The organism is Arachidicoccus ginsenosidivorans, from assembly GCF_007971385.1.
Classification (GTDB): domain Bacteria; phylum Bacteroidota; class Bacteroidia; order Chitinophagales; family Chitinophagaceae; genus Arachidicoccus; species Arachidicoccus ginsenosidivorans.
Map to the genome: position 1 here is coordinate 3082503 of NZ_CP042434.1, position 18209 is coordinate 3100711.

Genomic DNA, 18209 nt, shown 5'->3' on the forward strand with positions numbered 1-18209 from the left:
AAAATACTCTATAAAATCCTAAAAGCATAAATGGAGTCGGTAAACACCGACTCCATTTATGCTTTTAGGAAGATTCATAATACTTTATTCTATGATCCTTAATTTAGCATAATTCAGCATTATTTTCTTCTCTCCATTGGTGCTAAAATCTACGGTGGCAATCCTGTTGTGGGCAGCACCTTCCATCTTAATGACGGTGCCAAAACCAAATTTCAGATGCTCTACCTGCATACCCTCCAGTAAACCGCTGGTATCACTGGGAACAAAATCACCTTTAGGAACATGGACATTGACCTTTTGCTGCGGCGGAGCCTGCGTAGGGAGCACGGTCGGTTTATAAGTCTGCTTTTTCTTGGCAGGCGGGGACCATATTTACGTGCGGCAGCAGCGGCGTCATTATGACCATTACTACTACCGGCACCGCCACTGCGGCTAAAACCTCCGCCAAAAGTACTTTCTCCCCTGGAGCTATTGCCAAATCCGCCATATCCACTACCGGTACCCCCTGAATAACTCTTGTCGATATAATCATTGGGCAGTTCCTCTAAGAATCTGCTGGGGTCATTGGATACAAGATTACCAAAACGGTACCTACTGTTGGCATGCGTCAGCCAGAGCTTTTCTTTGGCCCGGGTAATGGCCACATAGAACAGCCGGCGTTCTTCTTCCAGCTCTTCTCTGGTATTGATACTCATGCCACTGGGGAAGATGGTCTCTTCTACGCCTCCGACAAAAACCACCGGGAATTCCAGGCCTTTGGCAGCGTGGATGGTCATTAATTTTACAACGTCGGCATCTTCTTTATCCTTGTCCGCATCTGTTAGTAATGTTATTTGCTGCAGATATAATCCCAGCGTAGTCGCATTTTGCAGGGTCTCATCTGTTATATCGTCCTGAACGGTGCCTTCTTCATCAATCTGAGATAGGTTTTGTTGTTGATCTGTCCATTCTTTGATGGAGTTGAGCAGTTCCTGGACGTTTTCATAACGCGCCAGGCCTTCAACCGTTTTGTCGTTGAACAATTCTTTAACCAGCCCGGTATGCTTGCCTACTTCAAAGGCAATCTCGTAGGCATTTTTATGGGTTTGCAGCGACTGGAAGTACTGCATCATGGTCATGAACTTTTTAACGGCTTCCAATGCAGCACCTTTCAGGCCTGTTTCCCCTACGCGCAGCAGCACATCCCATAAGGTCAGGTTATGCTGGTTGGCGATCGTCAGCAGTCTTTCCATGGAAGTCTTGCCGATGCCCCTGACCGGATAATTAATAATGCGTTTAAGCGCTTCCTCATCACGAGTGTTGGCGATAACCCTTAGATAGGCGACATAATCTTTGATCTCTTTTCTTTGGTAAAAGCTTAGTCCTCCATATATCTTATAGGCAATGCCCGTTCTTCTGAGGTTTTCCTCATAGGCACGGCTTTGTGCATTGGTGCGGTATAAAATGGCAAAATCATTATTATGGTAATGATTGCGCAGCTTTAATTCCTGGATCATCGTGGACACGTACTTGCCTTCTTCATTATCAGTCATGGTGGCGACCACTTTGATCGTATCCCCTTGTTCTTTGTCTGTCCAAAGATCTTTTGGTATCTGCCCTTTATTCTGGCGGATGACCGTATTGGCCACCTCGATAATATTTTTAGAGCTACGGTAATTTTGTTCCAGTTTAACCACTTTTACGTCATCATAGTCTTTTTGGAACTGCAAAATATTTTCAATAGTAGCGCCACGGAAGCTATAAATACTCTGGGCGTCATCTCCCACCACACAAATATTTTCATGGGCGGCAGCCAAAAGCTTGGTGATCTGGTATTGAACCGCATTGGTATCCTGATACTCATCGATTAACACATACCTGAATTTGTGCTGGTATTTAAGTAAGACCTCCGGAAAAGTATTAAGTAGCTCATACATTTTGAGCAACAAATCATCAAAATCCATCGCGCCATTTTTATAGCACCGCTCAGCATATAATTTATAGATCCTTCCAATGGCAGGGCGATTGGTGCGCTGGTCTTCCTGTTGCAGGTAGTAATCTTCCTGGTATTGCAGCGGTCCGATAAGCGAACTCTTCGCCTGGGAAATTCTGCTGAGCACCACATTGGGTTTGTACTGTTTGTCATCCAATTCCATTTCTTTGACAATGGCCTTGATCACACTTTTACTGTCATCCGAGTCGTAGATCGTAAAACTATTCGGATAGCCCAGTCGGTGCGCCTCTCCTCTTAAAATGCGGGCAAATACGCTGTGGAAAGTACCAATATAGAGATTGCGGGCTTCGTTGTTGCCCAGCATTTTTTCGATACGTTCCTTCATTTCTGCGGCTGCTTTATTGGTAAAAGTCAGCGCCAATATATTAAAGGCATCCACCCCTTTGGCCATTAAATGTGCGATACGAGTCGTCAGTACTTTGGTCTTGCCGCTGCCTGCGCCCGCTACAATCATCAGTGGCCCATTGATATGTGTGGCTGCTTCGTGTTGTCTGTCGTTGAGTCCTTTTAAATAATCTTGCATAGGGCCTGCAAGATACCAAAAAAACAGCAGCCCTTACCAGTTGTGTGTACCTTCCAGCCCCAAATCGGCTGATATATTTATGCACAAATTGTTTATTGTAATAATTTCAGCTATCCGGCTTTAAATGGAAGGTAAATTGATTATAAAATCAGGTTAAAATCAATAAGATATCTATGAATGTTTATACTTATGTAATGTGGTGCAGTTTGACGGCAGTTGCAGTTATCTATGCTAAATAATAAGGACACTAGAAAGCAACTGTACCGGAGATTGGTTGTTACTGACCTTTAAATGAAATTGCAGATTAATTTAGAAGCAATAGAGTGTCAATTTTGTGTATTTTTATAGCGATCTATAGCAATAGGGCTATAAAAAGATGCATCGATGGTTATTTTGGGGCTTTTATAGCGGAAGGTAGTAAGGAAGGTAAGGTCAGATCAGGTCAGAGCGGATCTGGCGTTTCCGGACTTATTTTTGGCAGGCGTCTTCAATTTGCTTGCTATAGAATGGAGAAGTCTCCAAAGGATCTAGTTTGTATCAAATATCTTCGCTGTGTTGGTCGTTAAAAAAAATGAATCAACTTATTTTTGTTGAAATTAATATTAGATATCAAATATTAAATAATATGATTTGTAAATCATTGGGTTATAAAATTCTTGCTTTTGTCGGACTTTGCATATGCATTAAAAGCATCCATGCACAGACACCAAGCGAGAATAAGCCTTTTTTTATAGTCCAGCTCTCAGATCCCCAAATCGGTTTTTTTAAGGATAGTACAACGGTGGAGATTGCCCGCTATAAAAAAGCAGTTTCCATCATCAATCGCACTCATCCGGATTTTGTAGTGATTACGGGGGATTTGGTCAATAATGCGGGGAGTAAAGACCAGCTGGAGCAGTTCAGGCGGGTGACTGCCATGATTGATCCGAATATCCCGGTTTTCTTAACACCAGGTAATCATGATGTAGGCAATACACCTGACGAAAAATCCATCGAATACTATAAATCATTATTTGGGTATGACAGGTTTAGTTTTATGCACAAAGGCATACGTTTTATTGGATTTAATACCAGTCTTGCCAACCAAAAAGCACCGGGTGATTTAAGGGAGGGACAGTACACCTGGCTCCTAAGTGAGCTCAAAAGATCCAAAGAGGCCAGGCAGATCATCGTATTTGGTCATATTCCGCTATTTTTAGACAGTGCATCAGAACCCGACCTGTATTATGACAAGGCAAAAACAGAATTAAAAAATATGGAGACGCCTGAACGAGAAAAATATTTAAAACTATTTGCAAAATATCACGTGAACGCCGTATTTACTGGTCACATGCACCAAAATGAACATGGCCAATATGAAGGGGTAAAAATGATTACCACATCTGCAGTAGGGGAAGCCCTTGGCCAAGATCCGACGGGCCTTAGGATCATCGTTTTCGATAAAAACAAAATGACCCAGCATTTTTATAATTTGAAGGATGTCCCTGATCATATTAATTTGCAGCAGTAGTATTTGATTGGGGCAGTGGGGGTAGCTGGAACTTGTAGGGCGCAAGTGTAAATGGCGTATATAGTGCAGGGAAAGTGTCCACAATAAGAATTAAGGCTTTAGACAACCAAAGAAACAACGGCAGGCTTTTATTGCCAGTTATCCTATACTATTTTTTGGGGATTAAAAGGGCGTTCTGCCAGGACGTTACTTTACTTTCAGCCTGTCTTGTTATGCAACCAAAATTTCTAAAGTGTTTTGGGCTTATTCAAATTTTTGTATAGTAAAAAGCCACAGATCAAAACCATTATGAATCTATAAAGCATCCATAATAAATCAGTGCTATGGAAATCTTGTCCATAATAGAAAAGTCGAATAATTTACCCACATTTTCTAACAAGAGTATAAAAAAGAGCAGATTTAATCCCCAAAGTGTTGGTTTGCTTTTCTTCATATCGAAATTTAAAAAATATTTTTGTTATTTTTTAAAATAGATGCTTAAAAGTTATCAAAATGCCAAAAAAAATGGAGCCTTATATAGATTTAGCAGTGCCACTCCCCGCAGTTATTCGCTATAGCACTATTGTGTTGCCCACAGTCTGCCATGGCATTTAACCCGGTTTGGCATGCCATTATTGCTCCAAAATCAGTAGGAATCTTCGTATCTTCGTTATATGTTACGTAAATATCCTATTAGCCTTCAAAGTTTCCGAAAAATCCGGCAAGGCGACTATGTTTATATTGATAAAACTGAGGTGATCCACCAAATAGTGGATACAGATCAATATTATTTTCTCAGCCGCCCCAGACGCTTTGGTAAAAGCCTGCTTATCGATACTATTAATGAATTATTTAATGGTAGCAAGGCGCTTTTTGAAGGGCTGTGGATTTATGACAAATGGGACTGGTCAGTGACTAATCCGGTGATTCGGTTTAGTTTTTCAAATATGGGTATTAGAACTGCAGGGCTAGAAACGGCGATTTACGTTGCATTAGAGGAGAACGCCAATCGCTTGGGTATACCTCTGACGAAAAAAGAATATGACCTTAGGTTTAAGGAACTGATTGAAAAAGCTGCTATAGGTGGCCCTGTCGTTATTTTAATCGATGAATACGACAAGCCCATCATAGATTTTTTGGAGGACCCAGGAATGGTGGATGCCAACAGGTCTGTTATGAAGAACTTTTATTCCATTTTGAAAGACAGTGATGAGCATATCCGTTTTCTATTAATTACCGGCGTAAGCCAATTTAGTCAGGTGAGCATATTCTCTGATCTCAATAATTTGCGTAATATCACACTTTCCTCCCAATTTGGTGATATTGTAGGGATTACCCAACAGGAATTAGAGACAAACTTTTCGCAGGAAATAGCAAGGATGCAAATAGACAGACCTGATATCTTATCACAGATCAAACAGTGGTATGATGGCTATACCTGGAATATGCAAACCTGGGTATATAATCCGTTTTCCCTATTGAATTTTATGGATGAGCCCATTTTTCGTAATTATTGGTATGCCACGGGTACGCCCACCTTTTTGCTTAAACAACTTAAGAAAAAAGCCATATACGATGTAGAGGATTATGAGATGGGTGGATTGGCCTTAGCTTCTTTTGATACAAACCACCCTGATGTTGCTGCTTTGCTGTTCCAGACCGGTTATCTGACCATTAAAAACATCGATCAGAACGGCCAGGAACTTTATAAACTTGGTTTTCCAAACCTGGAGGTGAAATCCAGTTTACTCAATGGCCTATTAAGTATTTACCGGGCAGGTCTGGGCGTAGATTCACTATCTCTTGTGGCGAAAATAAATAAGGCATTAAATACTTATGATATAGAGGGGCTGATCCTTCAGCTAAATGCAATGTTTGCTGAAACACCTTATGACCGCTGGAAGGCAGATACTGAGTCGATTTTTCATATAATTACTTATCTTACCTTCAAACTGGCCGGTGTAAACGTCTATACAGAAGTACACAGTGCGATGGGGAGAAGCGATATTATGGTCAAGACGGATCTTTATATTTATGTATTGGAATTAAAACTAGACAGCACGGCTGCTGTGGCCTTACAGCAAATAAAGGACAAGGCCTATCTTGCCCCATACGCCAGTGATTCAAGAAAGAAAATAGCTGTTGGTATTTCTTTTTCCTCTAAGGATCGAAAAGTGGAGCAGTTTCAGTTTGAAGAGCTGTAGATTTAAAAAACAGCAGGGAAGCGGAATTACCTTTCAATACTTTGGAGAATAGCATTTGCTGGTGGTTAATTGAAGCTTTCAAAAAAGAATGGAAATCAAAAACGCCCCTGAGCTAATATAGTCAGCTATGCAGCCATCATATATTGTTCTGACGGAGCATAGAATTTAATCGTCTATTTTTTTTCTGCATTAAGTTATCCTAAAGGATCAGGTTTCTGGGTCACTTCCACAACCGTCTGGCTGGTTGGATCCGGATTTTCGGGGTTCTTACCGCTGGCCTCCGCTTTAGCTTTAGCCTTTGGCTCTGCGCTTTTGCCTGGATTTTTACCTTGCCGGTTGGCAAAGAACTGCATAACCGCCTTAGCGGTTCCCAGAAAACTTAACTGACTGATAACAGCAGCTACACCTTTTTTAAAACCGCCTCCATTTTTTTTGCCTGCAATAATGGCAGCCACTACGCCACTGACAACCGTTTGAATGGTCGTAAATGCCTTATCAGCAGTCGTGTCTTTTTTAAATAAAGGTACAATCCTGCCAATAGAAGCCTTTACGGCTTCTTTGGGAATAGCCTTAAAATCTGCTTTGATTTCACCTTCTGTCGCCCGGATGCGTCTTTTCAGCATACGAATCTCCTGATCAATATCTTCCAGGCTATTGATATGGGACAAATCCACCTTTTGATTGCGTAAGTTAATCATCATCTTCTTTTTTATCAAGCACCGTATCAATAATACTACTGATGACTTTGCGCATTAATTTCTTCCTGTATACAATAGAAAATATAAAAGTCAGGACAAATAACAGGGTTACAATACCAAAGCCAGCATAATAGGAATCCAATAAATGACCCAGATAAAAGCCCAGCATAATACTGATAAACAAGACAATAAAACCTGACAACAAGGCCAAAAATGCCATGCCTACCATTTGCACAATAAGGGTCGATATTTTTTTGACAGACTTAAGTCTGAGCAACATTAATCTGTCTTCTAAATATCCTTCTATCTTTTCACGGTACTGTTTAAAAAAATTAGGGTTTTGTTCTTCCATACATGGTTGATTTTAGGAGAAGATCTCCTCCAGGTCATACATATCCTCTTTTTTATTGCTGCTTTTTAAATCAGCAATAAAACTGCGACCTTTATTGGTCCATTTCTCCAGCTTTTCATCAAAATTTTCCAGACCTGTCTTCAGATCATCGGTTGCTTCCCGAACAACATTTTTGAAATTTTGAATAACCGTCTGCCCTTTATCACCATTTAGGAAAGTGGTAACGATAGCGCCAGCTGCAGCACCTAACAAAAAGCCTGACAAAAATTTCTGATTATTCTTCATAAAGTAATATGTTTTTAAGTAATTGGCATTCAGTTTAAAACAAGATTCATACCAATTGTGAATTTACTTACATTCTGTCATTTGGCAAAATTAAAACAGCCGTTCATTTAAGAGAACGGCTGTTTTTTATAGTTTCTTTTAAGATATTGATTAATAAGCCCATTTGAGATATATGGCTCCCCAGGTAAATCCACCACCAAAGGCAGCCAAAACGAGTTTATCCCCTTTTTTGAGCTTTTTTTCATAGTCCCAAAGGCAAAGCGGGATCGTGCCTGCGGTTGTATTGCCATAATTGTGGATATTGATCATCACTTTTTCCCTGGGCAGGTTAATTCTTTCCCTGGTGGCATCGATGATTCTTAAGTTGGCCTGATGGGGAACCAGCCAGTCAATATCATCACCGGTCAAATCATTTTTTTCCAATAATTCCTGACTGACATCTGCCATACCGGTAACAGCAAATTTAAAGACATGTTTGCCTTCCTGGTAAATAAAATGCTCTTTTGCGGCCACTGTTTCAATAGAAGCCGGACGCAAAGAACCACCTGCTTTCATATGCAGATGTTTGGCGCCAGAACCGTCACTATAGAGAATAGAGTCCATTATACCCACATCTTCTGGTGTTGGTTCTAGCAGCACGGCACCTGCACCATCTCCAAAAATAATACAGGTTGTTCTGTCGGTATAATCTACGATGGCACTCATTTTATCTACCCCTACGACGATCACTTTTTTATTTCTGCCACTTTCAATTAAAGACGTACCCAGATTCAGGGCATATAAGAAGCCGCTGCAAGCGGCACTGATATCAAAACCATAAGCATTTTTAGCACCGACTTTATCCCCAATCAGATTGGCCGTAGCCGGAAAGATCATATCAGGGGTTACTGTCGCACAGATGATGCAGTCAATATCCAGGGGATCCAGCTGTTTTTTAGCCAAAATCTCCTTAACGGCCTCCGCAGCCATATCACTGCTGGCCTTGTTAGGGTCTCTTAAAATCCTTCTTTCTTTAATTCCGGTTCTGGTGGTGATCCATTCATCTGTCGTATCAATAATCTTTTCCAGATCAGCATTGGTGAGTTTATCCTCTGGAACATAACCTCCAACGGAGGTAATCGCGGCACGTAATTTACTCATGTATGAAGCTTATTTCGAATAAAAGTTTTCTTCAGTTCAATAAAAAATAATGGTCAAAAGTATCTCAAAATCCTGATATGTGAAAATCCAAAGCTTTAGGCCAATGTATGAGTTGTGAATTTAATATATTAAGAATCCAGGTTTTGTCTTATTTTTGAGGCAGTTAAAGGGTATTAAACACTTATACCAAGCAATTAAAATAAAAATTAACCAATAAGCAGATGATCGCATATGTCAAAGGCCGTTTCGTGAATAAAACACCCGCAAATGTTACTGTAGATGTAGCAGGTGTGGGATATGACCTGCAAATAAGCCTGAATACCTACTCGGCGATCAGTGGACTAGAAGAAGGCTTACTCTATACCCATCTGCAGATAACAGAAACTGCACATACACTATACGGCTTTGCGGATCTCAACGAAAAAATGCTTTTTTTGCAACTGATTTCAGTCTCCGGCGTGGGAGCGTCCACCGCCCGCATGATGCTTTCCGGCATGAAACCAGATGAAATTATCCGGGCCATAGTCCAAAACAGTGCCGTCGAACTGGAAAGAATCAAAGGCATCGGCAAAAAAACAGCCCAACGGCTGACCCTTGAACTAAAAGACAAACTGTCCAAAATGCATGACCAGCAGGTCGTATCCGGAGTAGCGCCAATAGGCAGATCGGTTCAGTCAGATGCGCTGGACGCCCTTATGGCGCTGGGCATTAGCAGGCAGATGGCAGAAAGCGCCATCCGTAAGACGCTGAAAGCCAGCTCAGAGAGTGCCACGGATCTGGAGAGCCTCATCAAATTATCTCTAAAGAACCTTTAGTGTTGTTTTTCATGAATTTAGCCCTTGCTATTATACTTTAAAAGCTAAAATTCCGTTTTAATACTTTGGCAGGACAAACTGCCTAAAAGAAGTGAGAATTCAGCTTTGAGTAATATATATCATAAACTTCTCTATCGATTTTTATGGGTAGCCGGTATCCTTATGCTGTCTGCTTTGCGTCTGAGTGCGCAATCACTGGCTGATTCTGCAGGCAGACCCTTTTATCCATATCCCATTCATGATTATTACGGCTACCGATTTACTGACCCACTTCGCCCTTATAATATTTTCGATCAGGATAAGGGAAGTGACAGCAGCCTCTTAAAGACCTATGTCCGCTATGATAGCCTTACGCATGAGTACCTGTATTTCAGAAAAGCGGACTCAACAGATAAAAGTTACCGGGGAGATATCCAGATCAGCCGGGCGGATTTTTTAAAACTCCAGGGACAAGTGCAGGATCAGCAGCATTATTACCAACTCTCCAGATCACTGGACCTGTTGAATTTCAAGCAGAAAAGGCCCAAGAGCAAAGTAGATTCCAGCTTATTTAACCGCATATTCGGAGTGACCAAGGATGGAAAGAAAGTAGATGTAACACCTCAAGGCAGTGTAGACCTGTCTATAGGTTATGAGGGACAGAATATTCAAAACCCCACCCTTTCAGAAAGAGCCCGTAAAACCGGTAACTTCAATATGGACGCCAGTGCCAATCTGAACCTACTGGCCAAGGTCGGCAGTAAATTACTGCTACCAATTACCTACAATACGCAGAGCACCTTTGAGTTCAACAACCAGTTTAAACTCAAATACCAAGGCCGTGATGACGAACTCTTAAAGCTGGTAGAAGCCGGAAATATCTCTTTTGACAGCAAGGCTACACTCATGCCCAGCATCCAGAACCTATTTGGGGTAAAAGCACAAATTCAGCTGGGCAAATTATACTTGACGGGCGCCTTTGCCAATAACCGCTCCGAAAAGCAGTCCATTACCCTGCAGGGCGGCGGCCTGGCCCAGAAAATTGATCTGTCCCTCAGTGATTATGACGAGAACCGGGATTTCCTACTGGGCAATTATTTTGAAGACCACTATAACGAAGTGATGCATGACCTGCCGGTTGTAAAAAGCCAGGTCAGGATTCTTAGAATGGAGGTTTGGGTCACAAACAAAACCGGTGCGACCACTAATGTGCGTAATATCGTTGGATTAATGGATCTTGGAGAAAATACCCCCTATAATAACAATATACAATCCCTGCATTCCTATAACGGTTTACCGGATAACGGTGCCAACGATCTCTATGGCTCTATCCTTGCTGGCGGACAGACACGTAACCCAGCCATGGTAACTTCTATATTGCAATCCAGAGGCATGGTCTCCGGACAGGATTTTGAAAAGACCTATGCCCGCAAACTGGATTCGACAGAATATACCTTCAACCCCCAGGCAGGCTTTATAGCGCTTAATCAACAATTATCTCCAGATGCAGTACTGGCAGTCGCTTATCAGTATACTTATAACGGCAGAACCTATCAGGTAGGTGAGTTTTCTCAGGATGTCGCCCTGGATTCTACCCAAGGGGTACAAAAAGTATTGTTTCTAAAATTAATCAAAGGAAGTTCACAGCAAGTACAATTACCGACCTGGGGATGGATGATGAAAAACGTCTATTCCCTTAATGTAGGGGGACTGCAAAATGATCAGTTTAATTTAAATGTTTATTACAGTGAACCCAGTGGCGGCGTCAAAAGATATTTGCCCGACGCCGGCAGCGCTGTCAAAGGCAAATCCATTATATCGGTACTTGGTGCCGACAAGCTAAATAGTCAAAACGATCCTGCACCAGACGGACAGTTCGATTATGTAGACGGTTTTACTGTCCTGCCCAGCCAGGGAAAAATTATCTTTCCCGTTTTAGAACCCTTTGGTAAAGACCTGGATTCACTTGGTTATCAGGGCGTGGACCAGGCGACCAAGGATAAAGTCATCTATTACGCGCTCTATGACAGTATCAAAGCCATCGCCCAGACCTATGCCAATCTGGACCGGTTTAGCCTGCAGGGGACTGTCAAAGGCAGCTCCAGCTCGCAGATCAGCCTGGGCGCAATGAATATCCCGCAGGGCTCCGTCACCGTTACGGCCGGTGGCCGTAACCTGGTGGAAGGCACTGACTATACCATTGATTATAACCTGGGAATGATCCAGATTATCAATCAAAGCATCCTAAGCGCCGGTACACCGGTGAATGTTCAGTTTGAGAACAATGCCAACCTGGGTACTGCTCAAAGAAACTTTATGGGCCTTAGACTGGATTATCTGGCCAGTGATAAGCTATCCTTTGGTGCCACCATGGAAAAACTTACCGAGCAGCCTTATACTTTTAAGACCAATTACGGTGAAGATCCGATTAACAACACCATGTTCGGTGTCGATTTCAATTACCACTCAGATTTTCCCGGGCTGACAAAAATGCTGGATAAACTGCCATTTTATACGACTACCGCTCCTAGCTCCATTAGTGCCTACGGGGAGGCCGCCATGTTAAAACCAGGCCATCCGGCGCAGATAGGATCCGGCAGCAACGGCAAAGTGTATATAGATGATTTTGAAAGCTCCGATAACCTTTTTGATCTACGCTATCCATTAACCTCCTGGGCTCTGGCTTCCACACCTGCCGGCAATGGCCTGTTCCCGGAGGCGACGCTGAACGATAACCTGGATTATGGGAAAAACAGAGCGCTGCTGGCCTGGTATAATATAGAACCAACTTTGCAGGACAGAAGCAATTCAAGCAATCCACTCTATAAAAACCTTTCTGAACTCAGTGACCCCAGAGTAAGACCCGTATATGAAGGGGAGCTTTTTCCCAAACAGAGTGTTCTTTCCTCTGCCCTGCAGTCTACAACTTTGGACTTGTCCTATTATCCAACCCAGCGCGGCCCGTATAACTTTTCCAGTATGCCAGGCGATATTGATCGTAACGGCAAACTAAGCCGGCCCCAGGACAGGTGGGGTGGTATTATGCGGGCACTGGATCAGACCGATTTTGTCACCAGTAATGTGGAGTATATTGAATTTTGGTTGCAGGATCCTTTTATTAAGGATCCAGGCAGTACCGGGGGAAAACTGATTTTTAACCTGGGCGATGTCAGCGAAGATGTCCTAAAAGACGGCAAACGTTTTTATGAAAACGGCCTTTCTACCCCCAACACCCCCACAGCTGTTGACAGCAGTTCGGTATGGGGTGTTTCGCCGGTAAATCCCATACAGCTGACCAATGCCTTTAATAACGTGGCTTCTGACAGGGTTTTGCAAGACGTTGGGTTTGACGGGATGGGAGACGAATCGGAAAGAAGAAAACACAGCCTTTATCTGCAGAGCCTGGCAGATAATTTTGGTACCGCTTCACCCATCTATCAAAACGCCTTAAAAGACCCGTCTGCAGATGATTATAAATGGTATAGAGACGGGAGCTTTACGGCCAGCGACGGAATATTGGCCCGGTACAAATATTATAATAACACAGAAGGAAATTCACCGGTAGCAGGTACTAATGGCAACGGCGCCTCCGCCGCTACCACCTATCCGGATAATGAGGATTTAAACGGAGATAATACGGTCAATGAAACAGAGCAGTATTTTGAGTATGACTTGAACTTAAAGCCAGGCATGACACTGACCGATCCTTTTATTGCAGACGTCAGAACCGTACAGCCTAAACTGGCCAACGACAGTACGACCAAAGAAAAATGGTATTTGTTTCGTATTCCTATAAATGCATTTACCGGTAAGGTGGGTAATATCAATGATTTTAAATCCATCCGCTTTATGCGGATGTATCTGACCGGCTTTCAGGACTCCGTGACACTTCGTTTTGCAAGACTGGGACTGGTGCGCAACAATTGGCGTCCTTTTACCTATAACCTGGATACCACAGGGTCTTATACCTCACTACCTCAGAACAGCACCACAGGACTTACAGTGTTATCTGTTAATACGGAGGATAATAGTGAAAGACTACCCATCCCTTATAAGATGCCGCCAGGTGTGCAGCAGCTGCAATCCATAATGGCCGCAGGCGGCGCTTCCAATGGCTCTGTTTACTTAGAAAAAGAACAGTCCATGAGCCTGCATGTGAAAATCTTGCTAAGGGAGATGCCAGGGCAGTGTTCAAAAGTATTCAACTTGATTTAAGGGCTTATGGAGAACTCTCCATGTTCCTGCATGCAGAATCATTACCCGGCATGCGCCCGGTAAGCAATAATGAGCTGACAGCGGTCATCCGGATCGGTCAGGATTACCTGGACAATTATTACGAGGTCAGAATTCCGCTACAGGTCACCCTGCCCAGTCAGACAGCCACGGCGGCCGAGATCTGGCCGGAGCTCAATCAATTAAAACTGGCCTTGCAGGATCTGGTGGCCTTAAAACTCAGGCGTAATAGTAGCGGGCATCCCATGAATGAAATCTACAGGGAAGAGACTAATGGAGAGACTTTTTCCGTGAAAGGCAATCCTAACTTAGGGGAAGTCACCAGTCTGCTTATAGGGGTAGAAAATACCAATAGCGCACAGCCGGCAAATTTTGAAGTGTGGGCAGATGAGCTTGGACTTTCCAAGCTCAATGAACATGGCGGCTGGGCCGCCCTGGGCAGGGTCGATATGCAACTGGCAGATCTGGGTTCTGTCAGCCTTTCGGCCAATACGTATTCTGCCGGCTTTGGCACACTGGAGCAAGGCGTCAACGAGCGGGCGAAAAACTCCATGATGCAATTTGATGCCTCCGCCACCATTGATGCAGGGCGGCTTTTCCCCGAAAAGGCCGGTATTTCCATACCCGTTTATGCCAGCTATAACAAAACGGTCTTAACACCTGAGTATGATCCTTATGACCTGGATGTACGCATGAAAGACAAACTTAGAAGCTACCATACCAGTAGGGAGAGAGACTCCGTTAAACGCATGTCGCTGGATCAGACAACCAGTAAAACCATCAGCTTTTCCAATGTCCGTTTTGGAAGACCTTCTATGAAGCCGAAGATCTGGGATATCAGTAATTTTGATTTTTCCTATACCTTTTCCAGTATCGATCAGAGCAGCCCGCTGATCGCAGAAAACAGCATTGATAAATATTTTGCCGGACTAGGTTATACCTTTAATGGGAAACCGCATTTTATAGAACCTTTTAAACGACTCATAAAATCCAAAAGCCCCTGGCTGGAATTTATTCGCTCATTTAATATCAATCCCACGCCGTCCCTGCTTAGTTTTAGAACGACCGTAGACCGGCAAATGGGAATCTACACGCCAAGATCGGTCAATCTTTATGCCAGCGGCGCCGAGGTAGACACGGCAGAAACTACTTTTGATAAGTACTTCAGGATGTCCAGGGATTATAACCTGAACTGGAATTTGACCAGAAGCCTGAACCTTGATTTTACCGCAAATAACCTGTCTTATGTCGATGAGCCTTATGGGTACCTTGATACCAAGGCCAAAAGAGACTCCATGTGGCATAACTTCTGGACAGGCGGCCGTAATACCCAGTATTCGCAAAAGGCCGCCTTGTCTTATAATCTCCCTCTAGATAAACTACCTTTTGCAGACTGGATCTCCATGCAATATAGCTATAGCATGAATTACGACTGGGTAGCCTCCAGCCTGCTGTCCAAATCCCTGGGTAATATCATTGAAAATGGCAATAGCTCCAATCTAAATGGTCAGTTTGATTTTAGAAAGCTCTATGATAAATCCAAATTTATCCAGGCTGCCCTGGATACCACCAGTATGCCTTCCCTGGTAGACTCCTTAAAACCAGAAGACAAAAAAAGGCTGGATTCCCTGATTCAAAACCTGCCAAAGAGAAAGGAAGTGGTCAAAGGCCTGAAGGGAAGAGAACGTAAGTTGGCGCTAAGAAATTGGCGGGCCATGAAAGCAGCCATTAAGGAAGCAAAGGTGGCCTTTAACAGAAAACAAGTGGTTAGAACAAGTAAAGCCGTTTCGGCTGCTGTCAGATTACTGACCATGATTAAAAGTATTTCTGTAACCTATTCCAGCGGCTATACCAGTCGGCTTCCAGGATATATGGACAGCACCAAAGCGCTGGGCGAGAACTGGCATTCCGGGCAGCCGGGGCTGGGTTATATTTTTGGCAAGCAGCCCACCAAGGAGTGGCTGGAAGCCAAGGCCAGAGATCATATATTAACAACAGACCCTTATTTTAATGATCTGTACCGCCAGACCTATAACCAGAATATCAATATTAACGCCCAATTAGAACCGGTGCCCGATCTGATCATTGACCTCACACTCATGAAATCTTTTAATAAAGATTACTCTGAGCTATTTAAAGATACTTCCGGTACGGGTCGTTTTGAACACCTCAGCCCTTATAGTGCAGGTGGATTCACCGTATCCTATGCGGTGCTCCATGGGATCTTTGAAAAGCCCAAGTCTGGACAAGTGTCAAAAAGCTTCCAGCGCTTTGCTGACTTTAGGGAAGTTATTTCTGGCAGACTGGCTAAAAACAATCCTTATTACAGTGGCGGCGTTGACGGGGACGGCTATGCAAACGGCTATGGCCGGTATGCCCAAAATGTGCTGATTCCGGCATTTTTGGCTGCCTATACAGGAAAATCCCCAGAAACAATCGGCTTAATTGAAGAGCAGAATAAAAGTATTAAAACCAATCCGCTCGGTCATATATTCCCGATGCCCAACTGGAATATTACCTATTCCGGACTCAGCCGGCTGGGATCGCTATCTAGTATTCTATCCAATGTCACCATCAGAAGTGGCTATAACGGGACCCTTTCCATGAATAGTTTTACCAGCTCCCTGAACTTTCAGGATAGACTGATGCAGGGAATGCCTTCCTTTATAGATTCCACCTCAGGGAACTATGTGCCGTATTTTCTGATTCCCAATATCACGATCTCGGAGAATTTCTCTCCACTAGTGGGTGTTGATATTACTTTTATGAACCAGAGCAATATCCGCTTTGATTATTCCAGAAGCAAACAACTATCATTAAGCCTGGTGGATTATCAGGTCAGCGAAGTAAGTTCCACAGAATACTCCTTAGGCTTTAATTACACCAGGCATAATGCAAAACTGCCCTTTTTGCCGGTACCTAAAAAGTCAGCAGATGGTGTAGGCAATGACATGACCTTTGGGCTGGATCTGGCCATGAGTGATCAACTGAATTCCAGTACGACACTTGACCAGACCAATAATTACAGCACAGGGGGGCAAAAAGTAATCTCCATTTCACCTTCCATAAACTATGTAATCAATAACCGGTTCAACCTGAAGTTCTTTTTTAACCAAACCCGCAATATACCCTACGTGTCCACGACGCCACCCATTGTGATGACCAGTGCAGGGGTGCAGATCCGCATGTCATTGCAGTAAAGTGCAGCCTTAAGCTGCTAGGGTAGTGGATGACTGTACCCAGGTGTCGACATGTACTAGGTAGCATTTGTGTATTTACATTGAGAATTTAGTGACCTGGAGCCTCTTTCCCTTTGAAATCTTTACTAGCCATCACCTGACCATTACCTGTCCTAAGCGATGTATGCAAAAGGTAAGTATAATAGCCATGGCGGGTTAGGTGAAATTATAGCCGATTGCTATTTTTGTACAGCAGCATGGGTATTTGATGGACAAATCCTGTGACGGCGAGATTTGCATGATAAGATAAACCGTCGTATTATTGTAGCGGTAGGCTAAATGCAGGCTACAAATTAGCGAAATATCAGTAAAATAACGATAAATTATAAAACGGCATTAAAACCGTCTACGCTAAAAAGTTGTCTCCCAAATAAAGTATCCATGGAAGAATATGTCAAAATTTATTATGAACAGCAACCCAGCCGAAAGCCTTTGATACTGGAAAAATCGGATCAGGACCTGGAACTGGAAGCCGCATTTACCATGGTGGATTTTACGGTTACCGTGCCAGGCAGGCAATATTTGTATGACCGCCTTAAACGGCCGCTAGACAGTTTAGATGCCATCACCAGGCTTGAAAATGAATTGCAGAGACTAGACCCTGAAGCGCAGTTCAGATTGCAATTCGGGGAGATTGCTAAAGTGTTGGCTGGCCAGGACAGTGCAGATCTGCCCTATCTGATCTTTGGAGGGGATCTTAAAAGCACTTGGTATTATAAGTGGGTGCCTTATCTGCAAGTAGCCATGGGTTTGGCAGTGGTTCTTTCCATCTTTTTTCACTTTGGACTGCTTATATTAATCGGTTTATTTGGGTTTAATCTTTATTTGCATTTTCATAATAAAATGGTGTTGGACACCTACCGCAGAAGTTTAAATTCGGTGATTACCTTATATGACGCATGTGGGAAGTTGAATAAAGTGGCGGGGGATTTATTTATGCAGGACAATGTTACCCTTGATGCTTATACCGCGTTGAAACCACTTAGAAAGCGGCTTAGTATCAACCAATCTTTACAGTTATTTACCTCTTCTGAGCTTTATATGTTGCCTTGGCTGCTCTATGAACTCATTAAAGCATTTACACTGGTAGAGGTTAGGGCGGCTTCTTTTATTGTAAAGGAGGTGAATTTTAAAAAAGCGCTGATTCATCACTTATACAAAACAGTTGCAAAAACAGATTTTCTATGGTCCATTATAAACTTCGAGAAGCCTGCGGTTGTTGCATCCCAGTCTTTACAACTGATATAAACCAGGCATCT

11 protein-coding genes and 1 pseudogene are annotated in these 18209 nt (G+C 43.0%); 5 read left to right on the plus strand and 7 right to left on the minus strand.

What is annotated here, in order from left to right:
- Positions 1-84: 84 nt before the first annotated feature.
- Together FSB73_RS24900 and FSB73_RS12310 are read right to left on the minus strand one after the other, a co-directional pair.
- The gene (locus tag FSB73_RS24900; RefSeq protein WP_225973971.1) at positions 85-231 is read right to left on the minus strand and encodes a hypothetical protein; all 147 of its coding nucleotides are present in this window, start codon (positions 229-231) and stop codon (positions 85-87) included.
- On the minus strand, positions 222-2516 hold the full coding sequence (locus FSB73_RS12310; protein WP_225973972.1) for an ATP-dependent helicase: 2295 nt from the start codon (positions 2514-2516) through the stop codon (positions 222-224). The genes FSB73_RS24900 and FSB73_RS12310 overlap by 10 nt, the downstream gene beginning before the upstream one ends.
- Before the next feature lie 625 nt (positions 2517-3141).
- On the opposite strand from FSB73_RS12310, the gene FSB73_RS12315 reads away from it, so the two are divergent.
- Positions 3142-4026: a metallophosphoesterase gene (locus FSB73_RS12315; RefSeq protein WP_158639526.1), complete on the plus strand. Its 885-nt coding sequence runs from the start codon at positions 3142-3144 to the stop codon at positions 4024-4026.
- A 286-nt stretch (positions 4027-4312) separates the two neighbouring features.
- Here the strand turns inward: FSB73_RS12315 and FSB73_RS23285 are convergent, their stop codons facing one another.
- A complete protein-coding gene (locus FSB73_RS23285; RefSeq protein WP_158639527.1) occupies positions 4313-4459 on the minus strand; it encodes a hypothetical protein in 147 nt (48 codons plus the stop codon).
- A 220-nt stretch (positions 4460-4679) separates the two neighbouring features.
- Between FSB73_RS23285 and FSB73_RS12320 the strand changes: the two genes are divergently transcribed.
- Complete coding sequence (locus tag FSB73_RS12320) at positions 4680-6209, plus strand: ATP-binding protein (RefSeq protein WP_146782519.1); 1530 nt, start codon at positions 4680-4682, stop codon at positions 6207-6209.
- A gap of 194 nt (positions 6210-6403) precedes the next feature.
- Here the strand turns inward: FSB73_RS12320 and FSB73_RS12325 are convergent, their stop codons facing one another.
- The 4 genes from FSB73_RS12325 to FSB73_RS12340 form a co-directional block, all read right to left on the minus strand.
- On the minus strand, positions 6404-6910 hold the full coding sequence (locus FSB73_RS12325) for a hypothetical protein (RefSeq protein WP_146782522.1): 507 nt from the start codon (positions 6908-6910) through the stop codon (positions 6404-6406).
- Positions 6900-7259: a SoxR reducing system RseC family protein gene (locus FSB73_RS12330; RefSeq protein ID WP_146782526.1), complete on the minus strand. Its 360-nt coding sequence runs from the start codon at positions 7257-7259 to the stop codon at positions 6900-6902. The genes FSB73_RS12325 and FSB73_RS12330 overlap by 11 nt, the downstream gene beginning before the upstream one ends.
- Before the next feature lie 12 nt (positions 7260-7271).
- Positions 7272-7544 carry a YtxH domain-containing protein gene (locus tag FSB73_RS12335; RefSeq protein ID WP_146782529.1) on the minus strand — a complete coding sequence of 91 codons (273 nt, stop codon included), beginning with the start codon at positions 7542-7544 and terminating at the stop codon, positions 7272-7274.
- A gap of 150 nt (positions 7545-7694) precedes the next feature.
- A complete protein-coding gene (locus FSB73_RS12340; RefSeq protein ID WP_146782531.1) occupies positions 7695-8684 on the minus strand; it encodes a beta-ketoacyl-ACP synthase III in 990 nt (329 codons plus the stop codon).
- Positions 8685-8905: 221 nt separating this feature from the next.
- Between FSB73_RS12340 and ruvA the strand changes: the two genes are divergently transcribed.
- The 3 genes and pseudogenes from ruvA (at position 8906) to FSB73_RS12360 (ending at position 18198) form a co-directional block, all read left to right on the plus strand.
- The gene (gene ruvA / locus FSB73_RS12345; RefSeq protein WP_146782534.1) at positions 8906-9499 is read left to right on the plus strand and encodes a Holliday junction branch migration protein RuvA; all 594 of its coding nucleotides are present in this window, start codon (positions 8906-8908) and stop codon (positions 9497-9499) included.
- A gap of 162 nt (positions 9500-9661) precedes the next feature.
- A pseudogene (gene sov, locus FSB73_RS24905) lies at positions 9662-16911 on the plus strand (T9SS outer membrane translocon Sov/SprA).
- Between the two features lie 420 nt (positions 16912-17331).
- Positions 17332-18198 (plus strand): hypothetical protein, encoded by an 867-nt coding sequence (locus FSB73_RS12360; protein WP_146782544.1) that lies wholly within the window; start codon positions 17332-17334, stop codon positions 18196-18198.
- The last annotated feature ends 11 nt before the right edge of the window (positions 18199-18209 follow it).